This window comes from Parasphingorhabdus sp., from assembly GCF_965233695.1.
GTDB lineage: Bacteria > Pseudomonadota > Alphaproteobacteria > Sphingomonadales > Sphingomonadaceae > Parasphingorhabdus.
The window spans coordinates 2,750,714-2,768,516 of the sequence record NZ_OZ247497.1; the positions used below are offsets into that span (position 1 = coordinate 2,750,714).

The following is a 17,803-nucleotide window of genomic DNA, read 5'->3' on the forward strand; positions in this document are numbered from 1 at the left end:
GAAAATTTTAGAAAATTCGTATAACTGTCATTATATGACAGTATAGGGAATTTTATGAACAGGCTGATCCAAAGTGTAATTGATGCCAATTATGCAGACCAGATTCTAACCGAAAAGCAACTAGCGCGCATTTTGGGCGGCAGTGACAACAGCCGCTATGGTCTGGTAAAGCGGGCGATGCAAGCAGGCGACCTGGTAAAAATCAAACGCGGTCAATATGTTCTGGCGGATCAATACCGAAAGCATCCAATTCATCCATTCCGTCTAGCACAGGCATTAGTCGCAGGCAGTTACGTCTCAATGGAAAGTGCGCTCGCCTTTCACGGATGGATCCCCGAGGCCGTATTTGCGACGGTTAGTGTGACGCCGGGACGCAAATCTGCTGATGTCGACCACTCTGTTTTTGGGAAATTTGCTTTTCGCCCCCTCGCACTCAACAAGGTTGCATTTCTTGAAGGAGTTGAACGCCAGACCATCAGCAATCAAACCATGCTGGTAGCAAAGCCGCTGCGCGCTCTATTCGATCTGGTCGCTCTCAAAAAATACAAATGGCAAGGAATGGGATGGATTGTCAACGGAATGCGCGTTGATCCAGAGTATCTGCTGCAAACGCCTCGGAAGGAATTTCATGTCTTGAGGCGTGTTTACAAACATAAAGCCGTTCTGGAATTTCTAAACCAGCTTGACCAGCATGTGGCTGCCTTGAAAGCGCAGAAGAGAACCCAAAAGACGAAGGCTTGATGAAATGAATGATATAATTCGGGCTCGTTTGGCTAGCTACAAACCCACAAACGATATTGAGGAGGAAAATGCGACGAAGGAAATCATTCAGGAAATCGCACTTTATGGGCTTTGGCGCGCAAAGTTTTTTGATGCCGCCGTTTTCCAAGGGGGTACGAGTCTGCGAATCCTTCATAAGCTTCCGAGGTTTTCAGAAGATCTGGATTTTATGCTGCTCAAACCCGACGCAGATTTTGACTGGTCGCCCTATCTGAAAATCCTGACGGAAACGTTCGAAGAATATGGTCTCAAACCCGAGACTGTTTCAAAAGAGCAGATGGAAAATCGAATCCGCCGAGCTGTGATTAAGGATAATTCCATTGCAAATCAGCTGGATTTATCATTTCCCAATCGCAACCCGCGCCGCAAGCTGAAGATTAAGCTCGAGATCGATGTAGAACCTCCTGTAGGCTCTAATGATGAATATACTTTTTTGGACTTCCCGGTGGATTACGAAGTGCGGCACCAAGACATGGCATCTAATTTCGCATTGAAGATTCATACGCTGCTGTGCCGTGAATATCTAAAAGGACGCGATTGGTTCGATTTTTCCTGGTATGTTGCCAAAGGCGTTTTCCCGAACTTGCCGCACCTTGAAGCAGCTCTAGGTCAATTTGGTCCATGGGCTGAGGAGAGCGAACTTGCGGTCAACTCGAATTGGCTTGAAGCCGCCATGATGAATAAAATTCAATCGATTGACTGGAAAGAGGCCGCTGAGGATGTCCGGCGGTTTCTACGCCCGGTAGAAGAAGAATCCTTGAAGCTTTGGAGCGAGCGGTTTTTCAATTCCAAACTGAGCAAAATGATCAACAATGAAGAGTCTGCATAGTAGTTGATGGCTTTCATGAGAGCAAAGCCAATGAAAGCTGGTTGAACCGCCCCGGGATTGCCGGAGGCCATTTGGTTTAAGTTAAGCGGCCATGTTGGTTTCGTCCAGCATGGCGTAGTAGTTTTTCTCAGCTTCCACGGGCGGGATATTGCCGATGGGTTCCAGCAGCCTTTTATTGTTGAACCAGTCTACCCATTCCAGTGTGGCATATTCGACGGCCTCTAACGACCGCCATGGTCCGCGCCGGTGGATTACCTCTGCCTTGTAAAGGCCATTGATTGTTTCAGCCAAAGCGTTGTCATAGCTGTCGCCGACGCTGCCGACCGATGGTTCGATGCCTGCCTCGGCCAAGCGTTCAGTATATTTGATCGATACATATTGACTTCCGCGATCGCTGTGATGGATCAGACCGCCGCGATGCGTGGGCCTGCGATCATGTAAAGCCTGCTCCAAAGCATCGAGAACAAAGCTGGCATGGGCGGTTCGGCTCACCCGCCAGCCAACAATGTAGCGGGCGTAAACATCGATCACGAAGGCGACATAGACAAAGCCCGCCCAGGTTGCGACATAGGTAAAATCTGACACCCACAGCATATTGGGCGCTGGCGAGTGGAACTGCCGGTTCACATGGTCAAGCGGACAAGGCGCTGCTTTATCGCTGACCGTGGTGCGCACTGGCTTGCCTCGTATCACGCCTGCCAAGCCCATGTCGTGCATCAGCCGTTCGACCGTGCAGCGTGCAATATCATAGCCTTCACGCTTCATCTGCCGCCAGACCTTGCGCACGCCATATACCCCGAAGTTCTCGGCAAACACTCGGGCCACCTCCGGCTTCAGCAGTATATCGCGCTGCGCGCGGGCTGACATGCGTGATGGATCTTGCCGCTTGGCCACATGACTATAATAGGTTGACGGGGCGATCGGCAGCAACTTGCAGATCGGCTCGACCCCATAAGATCCACGGTTATCGTCGATAAACGTGATCATCGCTTGAACGGGCGGTCGAGCTCCGCCTGAGCAAAATAAGCCGATGCCTTACGTAAAATCTCGTTGGCCTGGCGCAGTTCGCGGTTCTCGCGTTCCAGTGCTTTTAGCTTGTCAGCAACATCGCTGGGAACCCCGGCGCGCGTGCCGCTATCCACTTCCGCTCGCTTCACCCATTCATGCAGTGTCGGCGGTGAGCAGCCGATCTTCTGAGAAATGGACACCACCGCTGCCCAGCGCGATGGATAATCCTGTCTGTGCTCCAGCACCATGCGGGTCGCCCGTTCGCGAACCTCCGGTGAAAACTTGTTTGTGGTCTTGCTCATAATAGCTCCTTCTACTCAAGAGTTGGAGCCTCCGGCAATCCCGGGGCGGTTCAGGTAGTAGAATCGATCCTATCTTTTGCTCCCCGAAATTAGTTTCCACTCACTTCAGCGATTGCTCATCAAACAGCGAATTGATCACAGGGCAATCAGGAACTTTGCCTCCCGCACATTGTGAAGACATGGCTGACAAGGTTCGTTCTAGTTTCCTCAGGTCTGATATTTTACTCTTGATGTCCGTAATATGCCGGGTAGTTACATCCAATACCTCACCGCAAGTATAGTTGTCAGAGTCCACAAGACCAAGCAGTCCGCGCAATTCCTCTATTGAAAACCCTAGTTCCCGGCTGCGCAAGATGAACTTCAACCTTCGCTGATCGTCCGCAGAATATATGCGGTGACCACTTGGGGTTCGGTCTGGTTCGTGCAGCAAACCGATCTTCTCGTAATAGCGTATCGTCTCCAGATTGCATCCGGTGGACCTAGCCAGTTTGCCGCGCTTCATGGGCTGCATGATAAATCTCTTGATCCTGTAGTTACTACAGGGCGTATAACAGTTTCATGAGCGAGATGACAGAGCAACAGATGCAACCGAGAGCGGGAGAGAAACTGGCCGCAGGCGGCGGGCTGGCTAGTGCAATTGCGGGCCTGATTGGTGCTTCCTGCTGTGTCTTGCCAATCATATTGTTCAAAATTGGTGTCGGTTCTGCTGTTATTGGCAATCTGATATTTTTTGCCGATAAAACGGAATATTTCCTGATCGGGGCGCTCCTTTTGATCACGCTGGGCGTTATTGCATCGTTTTGGGGCGGTAGAAGACCCGGAAAACGGGTAATCATAATGTTTGGTCTTTCCGCATTTATTGTCTTTTTGGCTTTTATTTTACCAAGTTTTGAGGGCGATATTTTGCGTCTGTTGGGATTTCGATGATGGAACTACATTCAATGATCACGTGCCCAAAATGTGGCCACGCCGAAACCGAAACCATGCCAACCGATGCTTGCCAGTTCTTTTACGACTGCAAGGGATGTGCTGTGGTTCTACGCCCGAATAAAGGCGATTGCTGTGTTTTCTGTTCGTTTGGAACCATTTCTTGTCCTCCCATTCAGGAAGCCCGAGCCAATGGCGGTTTGGCTTGCTGCTAGACGGATTGCACTTACAGCAGTGATATAAGAATCCAGCATTTTGAGAAATGGCGGAAAATTGCTCGGGACGAGGGAATTCAAACCTCCTACTCCAAACCCCCAGTTAGGCCTGCTCGAATTGATCCGATCATGTTTATCCAAGGTTTTTCCATCAGAGTACCTTCTTTGCTTTAGAAAACCACTACGCGAACCCATCCTTTTCTTCAGATTTCAAGTGGTCCTTTACTGAGGAATAATCCTCCTGTTCACATGCGGATTTGAATTGTGATACAATCCTTTAATGAGCGATCCAGATCCAACAACATTGAAAACTGTGGCGACACTAATTCGAAGCCGTATGAACCTTCTCTCCCGCAATAAACGTCTTGACGGGCTTGAGCGGCTGGGCGCTTATCGTGAGCTTAATCAACTTGCAAAAGACCTTGATGCAACTTTCGCTGAATTTTCTCGCGACGAGAAATCGTAATGGGATAGCATCTCCATCGATAGCATTTATTATTGATCGATATTTGAGCGAGAAGGTTCGTCAACGTCGGCCTGTACTATTTTGTCCTTCAAGCGTTAAAGAATCGCTCATCCACCAGCTAGGCAAAATTGAAGTTTTCCCATTTGCTACCCAAAATGCTACCCAAGTTGCAAATATTGCAACTTTGAATATCACTCTGTTAGAAAAACGTTTATTTACAACGTATTATGGTGAGCCCTGCTGGGTTCGAACCAGCGACCTACTGATTAAAAGTCAGTTGCTCTACCGACTGAGCTAAGGGCCCACAACTGCACACAGCCGTTGTGAAGCGCCTCCCTAGTGGTGCTTGGCCACGGGGTCAAGCGGCTTTGGGATGTTTTGGCAGGAAATTATCGCTGGCGCTTGCGGTAGGTTATATGGGCCATTGTCAAGCCTGTTACTGGATCGCGCCAATCCGGCGCAATTTCGGCGCTTGGTTGCAAAACAAAGGGGCGTTCGCGTAATAATGGATGAGGAATGGTTAGCGCTGGGACTGCGTTATAGTAGGAGCCTTCGCTCCACAATATGATGTCGAGATCGAGAACTCTGCGCGACCAGGCTTGGCCACGTCGAGCGCCAAATTGTGATTCGATGCCTTTCAGCAAGTGGAGTAGATCATCGGGTTCAAGTCCGGTTTCGATAATCGCCGCAGCATTGGCATAGGCGCGGTTCGATGGCCCAATTGGTCGTGTTACTATGATGGTAGAATGTTTGAGGACCGACAGGCCCTGTTGCGTGAGTCTTTCAATCGCGGCATTCAAAACGGCGTGCGGCGAACCATAGCGAACATGGCGCTGGTTAGATCCCAGGGCGATAAGGAAGCGGGTATTCGGCAACACTAACCTCGGAAAAATAGTTACAAACAGCTTGAAACTAACAGTTTCATGGGTGTGAAAGCGCTGCTAACATAGTTCCAGCAGAAGACAAACCGAGGAGCATATTATGGTTAGCCGACAAACCAATCGCGCTGGCAAAGCAACGATATTGGCGGGGTTGATCACATCTTTGGCTGCCTGCAGCGGCGGTGGTACCGGAACGGATCTTGATCCTGCCGAAAGCATTGCACGCGCCAGTCTGATGGGTGCTGACCAAAAACAATATGGCGAAGTAATTATCGGTGAAGGTGATGGCGGTTTGATCGTTCAAATTAAAGCCGAAGGTCTGTCACCGGGACCGCGCGGCGTCCATATTCACGAGACAGGAAAATGCGATGGGCCGGATTTCAAGTCGGCTGGTGGTCACTGGAATCCAACGGAAAAAGAGCATGGCTTTGACAATCCCAAAGGTGCGCATATGGGCGACTTTTTCAATCTGGAGATTGGTGAAGATGGCACGGGTTCTGTCGAAGCCAAGATTGATGGAGCCAATTTGAAAGAGGGCCCCAACGCTTTGATGGACGAAGACGGTGCGGCCTTTGTCGTGCACGCCGGGCCAGATGATTTGAAGACGGATCCGTCCGGCGAAAGCGGTGGCCGGATCGCATGCGGTATTTTTGAAATTCAGAGGTTTGAACCAGCACAATGAAGCGAAATGGGTGATCGCTGTCACAAGTAGAGGCTCGAATTAGGCCTAAAACATTAGCTATCGGGGGGTCGCATGGCTATTTCAGTACTTTTTGTTTGTATGGGGAATATTTGCCGTTCGCCATTGGCTGAAGCGGCTTTGCGTATGGAATGCGCGCGGGTGGGTAAGGCATTAATCGTTGATTCTGCCGGCACCCATGATTGGCATGCGGGGCAGCCACCGGATGAGCGCGCACAAGCGGTCGGTGAGAAAAACGGAGCGCCATTGGATCACTTGCGGGCGCGTGCGGTACGAACGTCAGATTTTCGCGATTTTGACCATATTATCGCTTTGGACAACGATAACATGGCCCATCTGCTTGCGAAACAGCCCGCCGATGGTTCCGCCCAACTGACCCTGCTGCTCGACCATGTTGAGGGCCGGGCAGGGGAAGATGTTGTCGATCCCTATTATGAAACGGATGCGGCTTTTGATCAGACCTGGGATGATGTCTCTGCGGCAGCAAAGACATTGGTTCACAAGCTCCGATAGGCAATAGCAGTCGTTTGCTCAAGAAGGTCGGCCTGCGCTTACTGATGTGAACTCCAGACCGACTTTCAACAGGGCCTCCGGCGCGGTCGGACCGAGACAAGGCATAATTATAAAAGTAATTTGCAGCATGCTTGAGCCACAGATCGCTCATTTGTCACAGCATTTCGTTTATCGATTGATATTATCTATGACTGTGCTTGTTGATTTTATCGATTGATCATCCGGTTTTTCTTGAAAAATTCATAATATCAACCGATATTGGAGAGGATAGTGCCGCTATCTATGTTTTGCGGCGCAATAAACCGAGGAGTTTGAATATAATGGCTTGGCCTGACCCACGTGCGACAATGTCGCGTACACCTGTTGGCACGACGCCACAATCCGATGTCGCTTATGACGCCGGACTGCGTTCTTACATGCTCAAAGTATACAATTACATGGCAAGCGGCGTGCTGCTTACCGGTATTGTTGCAATGCTTTTTGCCAATTCCGGCATGGCAGCAGAGATTATGTTTGGCGGCGGTCCGCTGAAATGGCTGATCATATTGTCTCCGCTGGCGATTGTTTTCGCGATGAGCTTTGGTCAGAATAAGTTTTCGACATTTACGCTGCAGGCTATGTTCTGGGGCTTTGCGACCTTAATGGGTCTGTCAATGTCGACGATTTTCCTCGTCTATACAGGCGCATCAATTGCCCAGACATTTTTTGCCACATCAGCTGCTTTTCTGGGTCTTAGTCTGTTTGGTTACACCACCAAGAAAGACCTGTCCGGTTGGGGCAGCTTCCTGATCATGGGCGTGATTGGTCTGCTGGTAGCGATGGTTATCAACATCTTCTTGCAGTCGACAATGATGCACTTTGTCATCAGCGCCATTGGTGTTCTGGTCTTCGCAGGTCTGACGGCCTACGATACACAGCGGATCAAGAGCATGTATTCCTATGTCGCTGGCACAGACATGGTCGGCAAGGTGATCATCATGAGCGCGCTCAACCTGTATCTGGACTTTATCAACATGTTCCAGTTCCTGCTCAGTTTCATGGGCAGCCAAGACTAAGCGTCTATTCATATAGTTTGGATTATGAGAAAGCCCGGCAGAAAACTGCTGGGCTTTTTCTTTTGGCAGTTGATCGTTTTTCCATCGCTATCGCTGGACAATCGGAAAGTCGGCGCATAGTGATTTGACCATTATAGGGGAGAGTATAGTGATCCAAGGTATTAAAAAATTACGTTTGTTTGTTGCTGCAGCGGCGGTGTCTGTTCTGGCTGCTTGTCAAACCGCGCCACCCCCGCCAGCGGCGCCTGTTGTCGTTCCTCAATATACGCCTCGTGCACCGACTACTCCATTTGGTGCCAGCGTCAATACCATCGTCCCCATGCTTCGTGCCGATGGACTGCGCCAGACAATCAATCGCGATCTTGGGCCACTGGAAACAATATGGCATGTGCGTGCAGCGCTAAACGTCGCTGCGCTTAGTTGTACGGGTTCGCAATATTCGCGTATTGTCAGTGATTACAATGCCTGGATTGGTAACAATAAGAGCTACCTGCGTAATGCCAATAATGCGATTATCAGCAAGTTTCGCCGCGAAGTCGGCAATGGGTACAAACAGGCCCATGATCGCCATCAGACCAGCCTGTATAACTATTGGTCCTTCTCTCCGCTACGTCGTCCTTTTTGCGACCAGGCGGTTCAGGTAAGCCAACGCGCCATCGTTACCAAGCCGGATGAGATGGAGATATTTGGGGCACAGGCGCTGATGGAGCTCGAAAAACCGTTTACCGACTTCTATCTGGCCTACGAAGAATATGAACGGGATCTGGATGCATGGCGGCGGCAATATGCGCCGGAACAGGCACGTGATGCTGCGGACGAAACGATCAATACAACCGGTTTGACCGAGGGCGGTTAAACCCTGCTCAACCTCTCTGAGGCTATGGAAAAAGAAGGCCAGATGGGATGAACCATCTGGCCTTTGTCTTTCAGCTCAAGAGGGAGGAGGAGAGAGTGCCGAAAGTAGGATGAATGCGTTGATCAGAAACCGAAGCGGACGCCTACGGAGCTTTTGTCGGAAGCGGCTGGCCCGGTATCAGACAGAAAGTCTGATCGAATGGAGCTGGAGAGAAAGCGGCCGGGATTGATCGCATCTACGCCGCTATCCTGGGCGGTGGAGCGATATGAAAATTCCTGAGGGATGAACAGACTGGTCAAGCCGGCGTTGGGTTCAGCAAGAATAGGCTCCGCGTTCACCGATACCCGATAGCCGGGCTCGAATGTCTCCATCATGGTAGCCATGAAACCGTCATTCTGACTCCCGGTTACGCCAGCGAGATCAAATCTGCTTACGGGAAGGTCGATCGCCTGAAACTGCTGAGGTGCAACGGTTTCGATCATGCTTTGGGTATCAATGGCAGAGTCAGCAAATGCTGGTGTCGCGGTGATGCTGATAAGGGCAGCGGCAGTAACGATAATGGCATTTTTCATGACTTCGACCTTCCTATGTTTTGCAGCATATGTTTGTTTGCTGCTCTCATGAAAGGTTTCGCGCCGACAACGAATATGGTTACAGGTGCTGCATTTTTTAATCGACTAATTTGATCAAATGCGCAGTATTGATAGAAAAAAGCTGGATTTGTGCACAGGCTTTTCTAGCTTTCGGGCATTAGTGCAGTGTCTACAGCCTTGGATTCTTTATATGCATCGCGCGCCCTCAATCGCTGGGCATAAGCGTTAAAACTATCCCGGGCGGGAAAAGTTTTTAACTGCAAACCCCAGTCGACTTGCGATCCGACATAAACATCCGCCATGGTGAAGCGATCGCCGCAGACATATGCCCGAGATTGCAGCATCTGATCCAGCACATCCATAGCGCGGTCGTAATTACCGTAACCCGCCATGCGTTCTTGTTCTGCTGTGGGAGAAAGTCCGAGATTACGATCCACCACAGCTTGCTCGATCGGTCCTGCGGTGAAGAAAAGCCAGCGATAAAAGTCGGCGCGTTCTTCCGGTGTTGGGGCCAGACCCGCGTCCGGAAAAGCATCGGCCAGATAAGCACAAATGGCGGCGCATTCCGTTACTGTTTTTCCATTATGTACGATTGCAGGAACCTTACCCATCGGATTGATCGCAAGATAATCCTCGGATTTCATTTCATCCCCATACTCAACAATCCGCTGATCATATTCTGCCCCCGCCTCATGCAGTGCCCAGCGCGCGATCTGACCACGAGACATGGGGTTGGTATAGAAGGTGAGGGTGGATGGCGAAGAGGACATGATCGACTCCAATGACGTTGGGGACCCGGAACTTAGCAAATTCGCCGCACTAACGCAGCAAGCGATTATCTATACTGACACTGTCCATTGGCTGCGACGAGATGAATGTCAGCAAAGGCCGCTGTGACCGTCTCCCCGCTATTATCGGTGTCGCTGGATATCGCGATGGAGGTCACCTTCGCTTTTCCTGTCTTGAATTGTTTCTGGATATCGGCGGCAAGATTGTGTCGTTCGTTAACCCAGCGGCCAGCCTGCGCCGAACCACTTTGCGCGACGATAATCTTTGCCTGTTTGGTATAGACATTATTGCGCGCGGTCCCGACTGGAAAGCGATTGTCCCAGACATAGTTGATTGCGCCATCCGGGATTTCATTCCCGCCCCTTGTTCGGGCCAGCGCCAGTTTGGCTCGTGTACTCAGCGGGATTTTACTATTCGGCAGATCCAACCCGATATAGACACGTGCGGCCTGATCATCGCCGGATTTCTTGGCAATATTGGCGGTGCGGACTACGTCATTCACACGCCAGCGCCAGCAGAGGATCGGTGTTTTGGTGAGATCGACCATAACGGGTCGCGTGAACAGGGCCATGCTCTTGCGGGCGTAGGCTTCAATTGCCGGAACGCCTTGGATACGTTTGGCAGTAAATCGTGTCGCTGGTACTTTCTGATCGATTTTCACGCTTCGCCATCCGGCCGTACCGCTGGCAAAATTACTGATCCGTTGCACCCCACCCGATTGGGCTGCTGCGATGTCCGGCAATGCCGCCATAAGCGCTGCGGTGCTGAAAAGGGCAGAGCAAAGAAGGGCGGTTGGTTGCATAGGTCAATCAGCTCCCGTTCAAGCGCCAATCATAGCTTAAAAAGCTCACCTTTGTCTTGCCGGAATGCAACGCGGCTTGCTGCCCCTTGGTAAGGCCCAAGGCGTTGGCATAGATGGCGAGAAACTGATTGAGATTTTTCGCGCCGCGCCAGCCTTTTTCAAAATCTCCGCGATACCATTTGAATATACTGGAAACCTCTAGCCGACCGCCTTGCAAGCGATTGCGACTGCGGTCCCGCAAAAAGTCCTTGGTCGCTTCATTTAGCTGTGCCGGCAGAGTGCTGCCGCGATAGGCATCTTTGCGCAGCGCAGGGCAGCCAATACTGGCGCAGTTAACCGCAAAATGGATACGCGGTTCATTATAACGTCCGCTACCACGGATAAGCGTATGCTCAATATGATCAAGTGATACGGTTTTGCCAAAAAGCGGAATGAACTTTTGTTTCCAGGGAGACCGGATGATTGAACCAAGATCCTTGATGGATTTCAGGTTGGGATATTCGGTCAGGATGAGTTCAACCGTCCATGCATTATAGGCATTGATCAGAAAGGCGAGTTGATCATTTTTTGACCATCTGTTGAAGGTCGCCTGGCTGACGGATGATGTGGAATCGAGATAGGATTTCAATTTCGCCCGATCCGCCTTGAACTGCGCGTAGTTGACTTTCGTCGAAGTCCCGCCGCCGGTGACGACGACATGACGCTTGAGCAGGGCATCCCAGCCAGAGTGATCATGCGCGGCCCACGCGGTGCTGGAGACGGATAAAGCGATGATGGATAGAAACAGCCGGAACAGCATATCGAAAGCCTCTTTTGCGCTAAGGACATTTGTTAGTTCGCAGCGGATGATGAAGAGGTTACACCTTGTCAGGTGAAACGCTTGAAATAGGATGAGGGCCCGCGCAATGATTAAGCAGTTTTTCCTTATTTCCAAAAAACCAGAGCTCTCGGCCGAAGAATTTCGTTACTATTATGAATCCAATCATGTGCCGTTGATCAAACGCTTGTTGCCCATGTTTGCTCGCTATCGTCGCCATTATCTGGATTATGGCAACTCCGTCATTGGGACAGATCAAGTGGCACCCGGCTTCGATGTCATCACCGAAATCTGGTTTGCCCATCAGGCAGATTATGACGCCTTTATCGAACACGTCTCCGATCCTGCAATAATCGCCGAAATACGAGCCGACGAGGCCAATTTCCTGATCAGTGATGCTACTCGGTCTTTGCGCGTGGAGACGGTGGAATAGCTCGTCAAATTTGTTTCCCGTATTTTCCTTCAATCTGCCGCAGTATTTCTGCCAGCGAGCGTTCCGGTGCTGGCGCGAAGGTTTGGCCCGTTTTGGTAAGTTTTTCCATGCGATCCAAACGGAACATGCGAAAGTCATCGCGCAATTCGCACCAGGCCACCAATGTCCATGTCTTGCCCCAGAACCAAAGGCCCAGTGGTTGGACATTGCGGCTTGTCGCCTTGCCTTCTTCGTCATGATAATCAAAGGATAGTATCTCGCGCACCTCAATAGCGGCCTCACAACGATCAATCACATTTCTGGTTTGCTCTCCAAGGCCCATTTCGGGAGCAAATATCTTGGTGCCGCCGACACGGTCGCGCTCCTTCTCCGGCAATACCGTCTCGATTTTCACCAGCGCTTCTTCCGCCGCTGTCCGCATCGCAGTGCCGCCCCAGGCGCGCACCATGCGGGCGCCAGTGACAAGAGCAACGATCTCCTCGCGTGTGAACATTAGCGGCGGCAAATCAAAGCCGCTGCGCATGATATAGCCGATACCGGCTTCGCCATCGATCGGGACGCCGGTAGACTGTAGGTCCGCAATATCACGATAGATGGTGCGTTCGGACACTTCCAAACGCTCGGCCAGCATGGCCGCAGTGACAAGCCGACCGCCACGCAGATATTGAACAATCTGAAAAAGGCGGTCGGCTCTGCGCATGGCCTAATATTTGAAGATTCCGAGAGAGTTACCGTCGGTATCTTTCGCATAGAAAAATGAGCCAGCAGGAATGGTAATCTCTTCAGACACGATTTCGCCGCCGCTTTTTGCTACTCTTGCCATGGCGTCATCCAGGCTACCATTTACCGCCAGATGTGCGGTTATGCCATCGCCCTGCGTGACGGGCTTGCCTTCATAGAGATGTCCGACGGCACCATCGCCCTGGAGATCGGGCAACATCAGCATCGGTTGTGGTCCGTTATCATCCTTGATCAGAGGTGCCTCCAGCAACGTCTCATAAAAAGCGCGCGCCTTTTCGAGGTTGGTAACGGGAATTTCGGTCCATACGAGACGGTGATGTTTAGCTTCGGTCATATGCTTGTTCCTTTCTGTGTTGGGGACAAGCAAGTAATGCCATAGGCCTACTGACAGCATATTGTCAGTAGTGTTTTACGATTGGCGTCCGTCAATCGCCCCGCACCGCAGCTTCAATTGTAGCGATATCAATTTTCTTCATCGGCATCGGTGTCCTACCATAAGCAAAGTGTGTTGCTGGTCATGATCTTGCTCCAACCAGGGCAAAGGGCGCGCCTTGCGGATCAATGGCGTTGATCTGATAATCCCCACCAGGAATCTCGTCCGGTTCCAATGTAACATTGCCGCCATTGTCGCGAATGGCCTTCACGGCTTTGTCGATATCCGCGACGCGAAAGTAAAAGCTCCACATGGACATCGGCACTTCATCCGGTTTTGGCATGATTGCGCCCAGCATGAAATCGTGGCGCAGCATCTCATATTTACCCATCGGACCCATATCCATCTCGCCGTCCTTCTGCCATCCGAACTGGCCTGTGTAGAATTGCATCGCTGCGCCCGGGTCTGTCGTCATCAACTCGTTCCAGGCGCAATGGCCGTCGCGTGGTTCGGTGGCAGCAAAGCTTTCGCTTTCGTTACCGGAGCTATCTTGCATGATATAGAAATATGCGCCTTGCGGATCCGTGACCATCGCGAAACGGCCGATCCCCGGAATGTCCGTGGGCGGAATGTGCACCGAGCCGCCAGCCGCTTTTATCTCCTCCGCGCTTTTGTCCACGTCATCGACGCCGATATAACCGAGCCAGCAAGGCTGCGCGCCGCTTGCTATCATCTCGTCGGTCAGCGCCACCATCCCAACTATTTGGGTGCCGTTCATGGAGCACAAATAATAGGGCATGCCCGGCTGGCCTTCGGATTTCTCCCATGTCCAACCCAGTACTTTGCGGTAAAAATCCATTGCCGGATCGACATCGGTAGTCGTCAATTCGTACCAAGTAAAATCGCCATGTTTATTGGGCATCTTTGCTCTCCAGCGTTACAACCGGCGAAAAACCACCGAAGATTAATCGCTTGCCGTCAAAAGGCATGGGGTTCTTCTCCGGGTCCATGCGGGGATCGGCTTTCTCCGGGTTTTCCATCATCTCGGTCAGCTTCGCCATAGCGGCATCGCGGGTGGCCTTATCGGGCCATTCAATCCAGGAAAAGATCACGCTTTCATCGTCTTCGGCCTTTACCGCTGTGCGGAAGTCGGTTGTCTTGCCGTCCTGAATATCATCGCCCCAGCATTCCAAAATGCGCGTGGCGCCCAGATCCATGAACACTTCATCCGCCTTTTTTGCATGGTCGACAAATGCCTGTTTGTTGTCAGTTGGGCAGGCGATAACGAAGCCATCAATATATGCCATTTTTTCTCTCCTTTTTCCGAATCGCTGTTTGACAATCATGCCCAAGTAGTTATGAAAAACAACTATGGAGTTATAAAAAATAACTAAGATGCTAAAAACAGAGAAAAAACGTTGGTATGATGATGCGTGCGGTACGGCTTTTGCGCTTGAACTGATCGGTGAACGCTGGGTTATTTTGATCATGCGGGAGCTGATGTTCGGTCCGCGCCGCTTTGGTGAATTGCGCCGCGACCTGCCGGGGGTCAGTGCCAATGTGCTAACCCAGCGGCTCGACCGGCTAGAACGGAACCGGATCGTGCGTAAGCGCGTGTTGCCGCCGCCAGCGTCGGTCCAGATTTATGAACTGACAGAATGGGGCTATGAGGCGGAGGACCTGATCCAGATGCTGGGCAAATGGGCTACGCGTCACCCGGGTCACGATCCAACCCTGCCGCTGAGTGCTGCGTCGCTGATGATGTCTTTTCGAACCATGCTGGATACCAATCGCGCTGGGGATTTGGATGTGCGGGTTGGTTTCCAATTGGGCGCTGACCAGTTTGTGGTGCACATTCATGATGGTGTGATCGATACATACCGTGAGGATGCTCAGACGGCTGAGCTATTATTCAAAGGCGCGCCGACCGCAATTGCCGCTGCAGTTTATGGCGGGGAGTCGCTCGCCACACTGGAAGACGCTGATATGCTCGCTATCACCGGCGATCGCGAACTGGCCGAGCGTTTTGTGACCCTATTCGTGCTTCCGGAAAAACTCCCTGCGTAGAAATCGAAGGGTCCAATAATAAAAACGGCGTGAGACCAGTCACGCCGTTTTGTATTTTGGGCGGCAGGCGGTGATCCTGCCATTCAAGGGAAGCTACTTGTTCTTGGTTGGCGTTTTTTTCTTGGTCGCCGGTTTTTTCTTTTTCTTTGCCGAGGGCGCAGATGGTGTAACTTCAAAGGTCAACTCATTGTCCTTTAGATGCACCTTCACCTCGCCGCCATTGACCAATTTGCCGAACAGCAGTTCTTCAGCCAGCGGTTGTTTGATCTTTTCTTGAATGAGGCGGCCCATTGGGCGCGCACCATACAGCTTGTCATAGCCGCGTTCGGTGAGCCACGCCTGCGCATCCTCATCCAGCGTAATGTGAACATTTTGATCTGCCAGCTGCAATTCCAGTTCAAGGATGAACTTTTCAACAACCCGCGCCACGACTTCTGGCGGCAGATAAGCAAAGGGTACAATCGCATCCAGGCGGTTACGGAATTCAGGGGTGAACATTTTTTTCACCGCTTCATCGCCCGCATCTTCCTTGGACACATTGCCAAAACCGATGCCTTCTTTTGCCATGTCGGACGCACCGGCGTTGGTGGTCATGATAAGGATGACATTGCGGAAATCGACAGTCTTGCCGTGATGGTCGGTCAACTTGCCATTGTCCATGACCTGCAACAGGATGTTGAAAAGGTCCGGATGGGCTTTTTCAATCTCGTCGAGCAGCAGCACACAATGCGGGTTCTGATCGACGGCATCGGTCAGCAATCCACCCTGATCATAACCGACATAGCCGGGAGGCGCGCCGATAAGGCGGGACACACTGTGACGCTCCATATATTCGGACATGTCAAAGCGCTTGAGCGGAATGCCCATGATCGATGACAATTGCCGGGCGACTTCGGTTTTACCGACGCCGGTAGGGCCGGAGAACAGATAGTTGCCAATTGGTTTGTTCGGTTCGCGTAGACCGGCGCGGGAAAGCTTGATTGCGCTTGAAAGCTTTTCAATCGCTGCATTCTGGCCGAAGACAACGCGCTTAAGATCCTTGTCGAGATTTTCGAGCGTCTTCTTGTCATCTTTCGACACGGATTTGGGCGGGATGCGCGCCATGGTCGCAATAACCGCTTCAATATCCTTGGTCGTAATCATTTTCTTGCGACGCGAAGGCGGTAACAGCATCTGCATCGCGCCAACTTCGTCGATCACATCAATCGCTTTGTCCGGTAACTTGCGATCATTGATATAACGGGTTGAGAGTTCCACAGCAGATTTCAGAGCATCCGGGGCATAGCGTACCTTGTGATGCTCTTCAAAAGCACCGCGGAGTCCGGCGAGGATCTTAATTGTATCTTCGACGCTCGGCTCGTTGACATCAATTTTCTGGAACCGGCGCAGCAGCGCGCGATCCTTTTCAAAATGATTGCGGAATTCTTTATAGGTGGTGGATCCAATGCAGCGGATAATACCGCCGGACAAAGCTGGTTTCAGCAAGTTGGATGCATCCATTGCGCCGCCGCTTGTTGCACCGGCACCAATTACGGTGTGAATTTCGTCGATGAAGAGGATTGCATCTGGCATTTTTTCCAGTTCGGAAACAACCTGTTTCAACCGCTCTTCAAAATCGCCGCGGTAGCGCGTGCCAGCTAGCAACGAGCCCATATCAAGCGAGTAGATGATCGCCGGTTTCAGAACATCAGGAACGGTTTCTTCCACGATCCGAAGAGCCAAACCTTCTGCGATGGCGGTTTTGCCAACGCCGGGCTCGCCAACATAAAGCGGATTGTTTTTGGAACGGCGGCAAAGAATTTGAACGGTACGATCAACCTCGGCCTGACGACCGATCAGCGGATCAATCCGGCCATCTTTGGCTTTCTGGTTTAGATTGACGGTGAATTGATCGAGCGCTGTTTCTTTTTTATTTTTCGCTTCGGCTTTTTCGTCACTATCTTCGTTGCCAGAAATTTCCGCCGGATCAACAGATTGTCCGCCTTTGCCAACACCGTGACTGATGAAACTGACCGCATCCAATCGGCTCATATCCTGTTGCTGAAGAAAATAGACGGCATAGCTTTCTCGCTCCGAGAACAGCGCAACCAGAACGTTGGCACCGGTAACCTCGTCTTTTCCGGAAGATTGCACATGCAAAATGGCGCGTTGGACGACCCGCTGGAAACCGGATGTCGGAGAGGGATCGATGGATTTTTCTACTTTCAGGGAGTCCAGTTCGCTGTCGAGATAGAGCACAACAGCATCTTCCAGCTCGCCCAGATCAACGCCGCATGCGTTCATGACCTGCGAGGCGTCTCCATCATCAATCAATGCCAACAGCAGATGTTCAAGAGTCGCATATTCATGAGACCGATCGGCAGCGTTTTTAAGCGCCTGATGAAGGGTCTTTTCCAGTGATTCTGCGAATGAAGGCATGTATTTACTCCTTGATGGGACAGAAGATTGTCCCGGTAGCTGAAAGCCTATGCGACCCGGCGTTGCTGCGGCCTTAACCTTTCGGCTCCTTTCTTAATCTATGCGTAACCCAAAAAACATCAAGGGCATATACCAAGAAGAGTAAGCATCTGGCCAAGGTCTAGCGTGTTTTCTGTTCTATTCTCCTAAACGGTCCAGGCTGGATCAAATTAAATTTGAGTATTAAGAGATAGGGTTA

23 protein-coding genes, 1 tRNA gene and 1 other annotated feature are annotated in these 17,803 nt (G+C 51.2%); of the genes, 11 read left to right on the top strand and 13 right to left on the bottom strand.

Annotation, left to right across the window (positions count from 1 at the left end):
• The first annotated feature begins 54 nt into the window (after positions 1 to 54).
• Together ACO6S1_RS13010 and ACO6S1_RS13015 are read left to right on the top strand one after the other, a co-directional pair.
• Positions 55 to 741, top strand: a complete 687-nt coding sequence (locus tag ACO6S1_RS13010; RefSeq protein ID WP_332042764.1) for a hypothetical protein — start codon at positions 55 to 57, stop codon at positions 739 to 741.
• 4 nt (positions 742 to 745) lie between these two features.
• Positions 746 to 1,609, top strand: a complete 864-nt coding sequence (locus tag ACO6S1_RS13015; RefSeq protein WP_332042765.1) for a nucleotidyl transferase AbiEii/AbiGii toxin family protein — start codon at positions 746 to 748, stop codon at positions 1,607 to 1,609.
• 81 nt (positions 1,610 to 1,690) lie between these two features.
• On the opposite strand, the gene ACO6S1_RS13020 is transcribed toward ACO6S1_RS13015, so the two are convergent.
• Together ACO6S1_RS13020 and ACO6S1_RS13025 are read right to left on the bottom strand one after the other, a co-directional pair.
• Positions 1,691 to 2,919, bottom strand: a protein-coding gene (locus tag ACO6S1_RS13020) for an IS3 family transposase (RefSeq protein ID WP_422343068.1) whose coding sequence is annotated in 2 segments (ribosomal slippage) — positions 1,691 to 2,631 and positions 2,631 to 2,919 — 1,230 coding nt in all. Because the reading frame shifts where the segments join, the coding sequence is not laid out codon by codon here.
• Positions 2,522 to 2,638, bottom strand: a sequence feature (AL1L pseudoknot). Its footprint overlaps the gene before it by 117 nt.
• A gap of 100 nt (positions 2,920 to 3,019) precedes the next feature.
• A complete protein-coding gene (locus tag ACO6S1_RS13025) occupies positions 3,020 to 3,430 on the bottom strand; it encodes a MerR family transcriptional regulator (RefSeq protein WP_422343069.1) in 411 nt (136 codons plus the stop codon).
• 47 nt (positions 3,431 to 3,477) lie between these two features.
• On the opposite strand from ACO6S1_RS13025, the gene ACO6S1_RS13030 reads away from it, so the two are divergent.
• From ACO6S1_RS13030 to ACO6S1_RS13040, 3 genes are all read left to right on the top strand, one after another.
• Complete coding sequence (locus tag ACO6S1_RS13030; protein WP_332042767.1) at positions 3,478 to 3,846, top strand: hypothetical protein; 369 nt, start codon at positions 3,478 to 3,480, stop codon at positions 3,844 to 3,846.
• On the top strand, positions 3,846 to 4,061 hold the full coding sequence (locus ACO6S1_RS13035) for a GDCCVxC domain-containing (seleno)protein (protein WP_414696388.1): 216 nt from the start codon (positions 3,846 to 3,848) through the stop codon (positions 4,059 to 4,061). Before ACO6S1_RS13030 ends, ACO6S1_RS13035 begins: the two co-directional genes overlap by 1 nt.
• Positions 4,062 to 4,341: 280 nt before the next feature.
• The gene (locus ACO6S1_RS13040; protein WP_332042769.1) at positions 4,342 to 4,527 is read left to right on the top strand and encodes a hypothetical protein; all 186 of its coding nucleotides are present in this window, start codon (positions 4,342 to 4,344) and stop codon (positions 4,525 to 4,527) included.
• Between the two features lie 228 nt (positions 4,528 to 4,755).
• On the opposite strand, the gene ACO6S1_RS13045 is transcribed toward ACO6S1_RS13040, so the two are convergent.
• A tRNA-Lys gene (locus tag ACO6S1_RS13045) sits at positions 4,756 to 4,831 on the bottom strand.
• 85 nt (positions 4,832 to 4,916) lie between these two features.
• Positions 4,917 to 5,405, bottom strand: coding sequence for a 2-amino-4-hydroxy-6-hydroxymethyldihydropteridine diphosphokinase (gene folK, locus ACO6S1_RS13050; RefSeq protein WP_422343070.1), 489 nt, complete (start codon positions 5,403 to 5,405; stop codon positions 4,917 to 4,919).
• Positions 5,406 to 5,508: 103 nt separating this feature from the next.
• On the opposite strand from folK, the gene ACO6S1_RS13055 reads away from it, so the two are divergent.
• The 4 genes from ACO6S1_RS13055 (at position 5,509) to ACO6S1_RS13070 (ending at position 8,532) form a co-directional block, all read left to right on the top strand.
• Positions 5,509 to 6,090 (top strand): superoxide dismutase family protein, encoded by a 582-nt coding sequence (locus ACO6S1_RS13055; RefSeq protein ID WP_422343071.1) that lies wholly within the window; start codon positions 5,509 to 5,511, stop codon positions 6,088 to 6,090.
• Positions 6,091 to 6,162: 72 nt separating this feature from the next.
• A complete protein-coding gene (locus ACO6S1_RS13060) occupies positions 6,163 to 6,621 on the top strand; it encodes a low molecular weight protein-tyrosine-phosphatase (RefSeq protein ID WP_422343072.1) in 459 nt (152 codons plus the stop codon).
• A 320-nt stretch (positions 6,622 to 6,941) separates the two neighbouring features.
• Positions 6,942 to 7,676 carry a Bax inhibitor-1/YccA family protein gene (locus tag ACO6S1_RS13065; RefSeq protein WP_422343073.1) on the top strand — a complete coding sequence of 245 codons (735 nt, stop codon included), beginning with the start codon at positions 6,942 to 6,944 and terminating at the stop codon, positions 7,674 to 7,676.
• Between the two features lie 148 nt (positions 7,677 to 7,824).
• Positions 7,825 to 8,532: a hypothetical protein gene (locus ACO6S1_RS13070; protein ID WP_422343074.1), complete on the top strand. Its 708-nt coding sequence runs from the start codon at positions 7,825 to 7,827 to the stop codon at positions 8,530 to 8,532.
• Between the two features lie 122 nt (positions 8,533 to 8,654).
• On the opposite strand, the gene ACO6S1_RS13075 is transcribed toward ACO6S1_RS13070, so the two are convergent.
• From ACO6S1_RS13075 to ACO6S1_RS13090, 4 genes are all read right to left on the bottom strand, one after another.
• Positions 8,655 to 9,104, bottom strand: coding sequence for a hypothetical protein (locus ACO6S1_RS13075; protein WP_422343075.1), 450 nt, complete (start codon positions 9,102 to 9,104; stop codon positions 8,655 to 8,657).
• 164 nt (positions 9,105 to 9,268) lie between these two features.
• A complete protein-coding gene (locus tag ACO6S1_RS13080; protein WP_422343076.1) occupies positions 9,269 to 9,895 on the bottom strand; it encodes a glutathione S-transferase family protein in 627 nt (208 codons plus the stop codon).
• A gap of 65 nt (positions 9,896 to 9,960) precedes the next feature.
• Positions 9,961 to 10,716, bottom strand: a complete 756-nt coding sequence (locus ACO6S1_RS13085; RefSeq protein WP_422343077.1) for a DUF3047 domain-containing protein — start codon at positions 10,714 to 10,716, stop codon at positions 9,961 to 9,963.
• Between the two features lie 7 nt (positions 10,717 to 10,723).
• Positions 10,724 to 11,515 (bottom strand): DUF547 domain-containing protein, encoded by a 792-nt coding sequence (locus ACO6S1_RS13090; protein WP_422343078.1) that lies wholly within the window; start codon positions 11,513 to 11,515, stop codon positions 10,724 to 10,726.
• A gap of 106 nt (positions 11,516 to 11,621) precedes the next feature.
• Between ACO6S1_RS13090 and ACO6S1_RS13095 the strand changes: the two genes are divergently transcribed.
• Positions 11,622 to 11,966: an EthD domain-containing protein gene (locus ACO6S1_RS13095; protein WP_422343079.1), complete on the top strand. Its 345-nt coding sequence runs from the start codon at positions 11,622 to 11,624 to the stop codon at positions 11,964 to 11,966.
• A gap of 4 nt (positions 11,967 to 11,970) precedes the next feature.
• On the opposite strand, the gene ACO6S1_RS13100 is transcribed toward ACO6S1_RS13095, so the two are convergent.
• From ACO6S1_RS13100 to ACO6S1_RS13115, 4 genes are all read right to left on the bottom strand, one after another.
• On the bottom strand, positions 11,971 to 12,666 hold the full coding sequence (locus tag ACO6S1_RS13100) for a helix-turn-helix transcriptional regulator (protein WP_422343080.1): 696 nt from the start codon (positions 12,664 to 12,666) through the stop codon (positions 11,971 to 11,973).
• Positions 12,667 to 12,669: 3 nt separating this feature from the next.
• Positions 12,670 to 13,041 (bottom strand): VOC family protein, encoded by a 372-nt coding sequence (locus tag ACO6S1_RS13105; protein WP_422343081.1) that lies wholly within the window; start codon positions 13,039 to 13,041, stop codon positions 12,670 to 12,672.
• 181 nt (positions 13,042 to 13,222) lie between these two features.
• On the bottom strand, positions 13,223 to 14,002 hold the full coding sequence (locus ACO6S1_RS13110) for a VOC family protein (RefSeq protein WP_422343082.1): 780 nt from the start codon (positions 14,000 to 14,002) through the stop codon (positions 13,223 to 13,225).
• Positions 13,992 to 14,387, bottom strand: coding sequence for a DUF1428 domain-containing protein (locus tag ACO6S1_RS13115; protein WP_422343083.1), 396 nt, complete (start codon positions 14,385 to 14,387; stop codon positions 13,992 to 13,994). Before ACO6S1_RS13115 ends, ACO6S1_RS13110 begins: the two co-directional genes overlap by 11 nt.
• A gap of 88 nt (positions 14,388 to 14,475) precedes the next feature.
• On the opposite strand from ACO6S1_RS13115, the gene ACO6S1_RS13120 reads away from it, so the two are divergent.
• Positions 14,476 to 15,147 carry a winged helix-turn-helix transcriptional regulator gene (locus ACO6S1_RS13120; protein WP_422343084.1) on the top strand — a complete coding sequence of 224 codons (672 nt, stop codon included), beginning with the start codon at positions 14,476 to 14,478 and terminating at the stop codon, positions 15,145 to 15,147.
• A gap of 93 nt (positions 15,148 to 15,240) precedes the next feature.
• Here ACO6S1_RS13120 and clpA read toward each other — a convergent pair whose 3' ends face one another.
• A complete protein-coding gene (clpA, locus tag ACO6S1_RS13125; RefSeq protein ID WP_422343085.1) occupies positions 15,241 to 17,565 on the bottom strand; it encodes an ATP-dependent Clp protease ATP-binding subunit ClpA in 2,325 nt (774 codons plus the stop codon).
• Positions 17,566 to 17,803: the final 238 nt, after the last annotated feature.

Coding starts and splice junctions, on each gene's coding strand:
- ACO6S1_RS13010 (WP_332042764.1), top strand. CDS start 55: ATGAACAGGCTGATCCAAAGTGTAATTGATGCCAATTATGCAGACCAG.
- ACO6S1_RS13015 (WP_332042765.1), top strand. CDS start 746: ATGAATGATATAATTCGGGCTCGTTTGGCTAGCTACAAACCCACAAAC.
- ACO6S1_RS13025 (WP_422343069.1), bottom strand. CDS start 3,430: ATGCAGCCCATGAAGCGCGGCAAACTGGCTAGGTCCACCGGATGCAAT.
- ACO6S1_RS13030 (WP_332042767.1), top strand. CDS start 3,478: ATGAGCGAGATGACAGAGCAACAGATGCAACCGAGAGCGGGAGAGAAA.
- ACO6S1_RS13035 (WP_414696388.1), top strand. CDS start 3,846: ATGGAACTACATTCAATGATCACGTGCCCAAAATGTGGCCACGCCGAA.
- ACO6S1_RS13040 (WP_332042769.1), top strand. CDS start 4,342: ATGAGCGATCCAGATCCAACAACATTGAAAACTGTGGCGACACTAATT.
- ACO6S1_RS13055 (WP_422343071.1), top strand. CDS start 5,509: ATGGTTAGCCGACAAACCAATCGCGCTGGCAAAGCAACGATATTGGCG.
- ACO6S1_RS13060 (WP_422343072.1), top strand. CDS start 6,163: ATGGCTATTTCAGTACTTTTTGTTTGTATGGGGAATATTTGCCGTTCG.
- ACO6S1_RS13065 (WP_422343073.1), top strand. CDS start 6,942: ATGGCTTGGCCTGACCCACGTGCGACAATGTCGCGTACACCTGTTGGC.
- ACO6S1_RS13075 (WP_422343075.1), bottom strand. CDS start 9,104: ATGAAAAATGCCATTATCGTTACTGCCGCTGCCCTTATCAGCATCACC.
- ACO6S1_RS13080 (WP_422343076.1), bottom strand. CDS start 9,895: ATGTCCTCTTCGCCATCCACCCTCACCTTCTATACCAACCCCATGTCT.
- ACO6S1_RS13085 (WP_422343077.1), bottom strand. CDS start 10,716: ATGCAACCAACCGCCCTTCTTTGCTCTGCCCTTTTCAGCACCGCAGCG.
- ACO6S1_RS13090 (WP_422343078.1), bottom strand. CDS start 11,515: ATGCTGTTCCGGCTGTTTCTATCCATCATCGCTTTATCCGTCTCCAGC.
- ACO6S1_RS13095 (WP_422343079.1), top strand. CDS start 11,622: ATGATTAAGCAGTTTTTCCTTATTTCCAAAAAACCAGAGCTCTCGGCC.
- ACO6S1_RS13100 (WP_422343080.1), bottom strand. CDS start 12,666: ATGCGCAGAGCCGACCGCCTTTTTCAGATTGTTCAATATCTGCGTGGC.
- ACO6S1_RS13105 (WP_422343081.1), bottom strand. CDS start 13,041: ATGACCGAAGCTAAACATCACCGTCTCGTATGGACCGAAATTCCCGTT.
- ACO6S1_RS13110 (WP_422343082.1), bottom strand. CDS start 14,002: ATGCCCAATAAACATGGCGATTTTACTTGGTACGAATTGACGACTACC.
- ACO6S1_RS13115 (WP_422343083.1), bottom strand. CDS start 14,387: ATGGCATATATTGATGGCTTCGTTATCGCCTGCCCAACTGACAACAAA.
- ACO6S1_RS13120 (WP_422343084.1), top strand. CDS start 14,476: ATGCTAAAAACAGAGAAAAAACGTTGGTATGATGATGCGTGCGGTACG.
- clpA (WP_422343085.1), bottom strand. CDS start 17,565: ATGCCTTCATTCGCAGAATCACTGGAAAAGACCCTTCATCAGGCGCTT.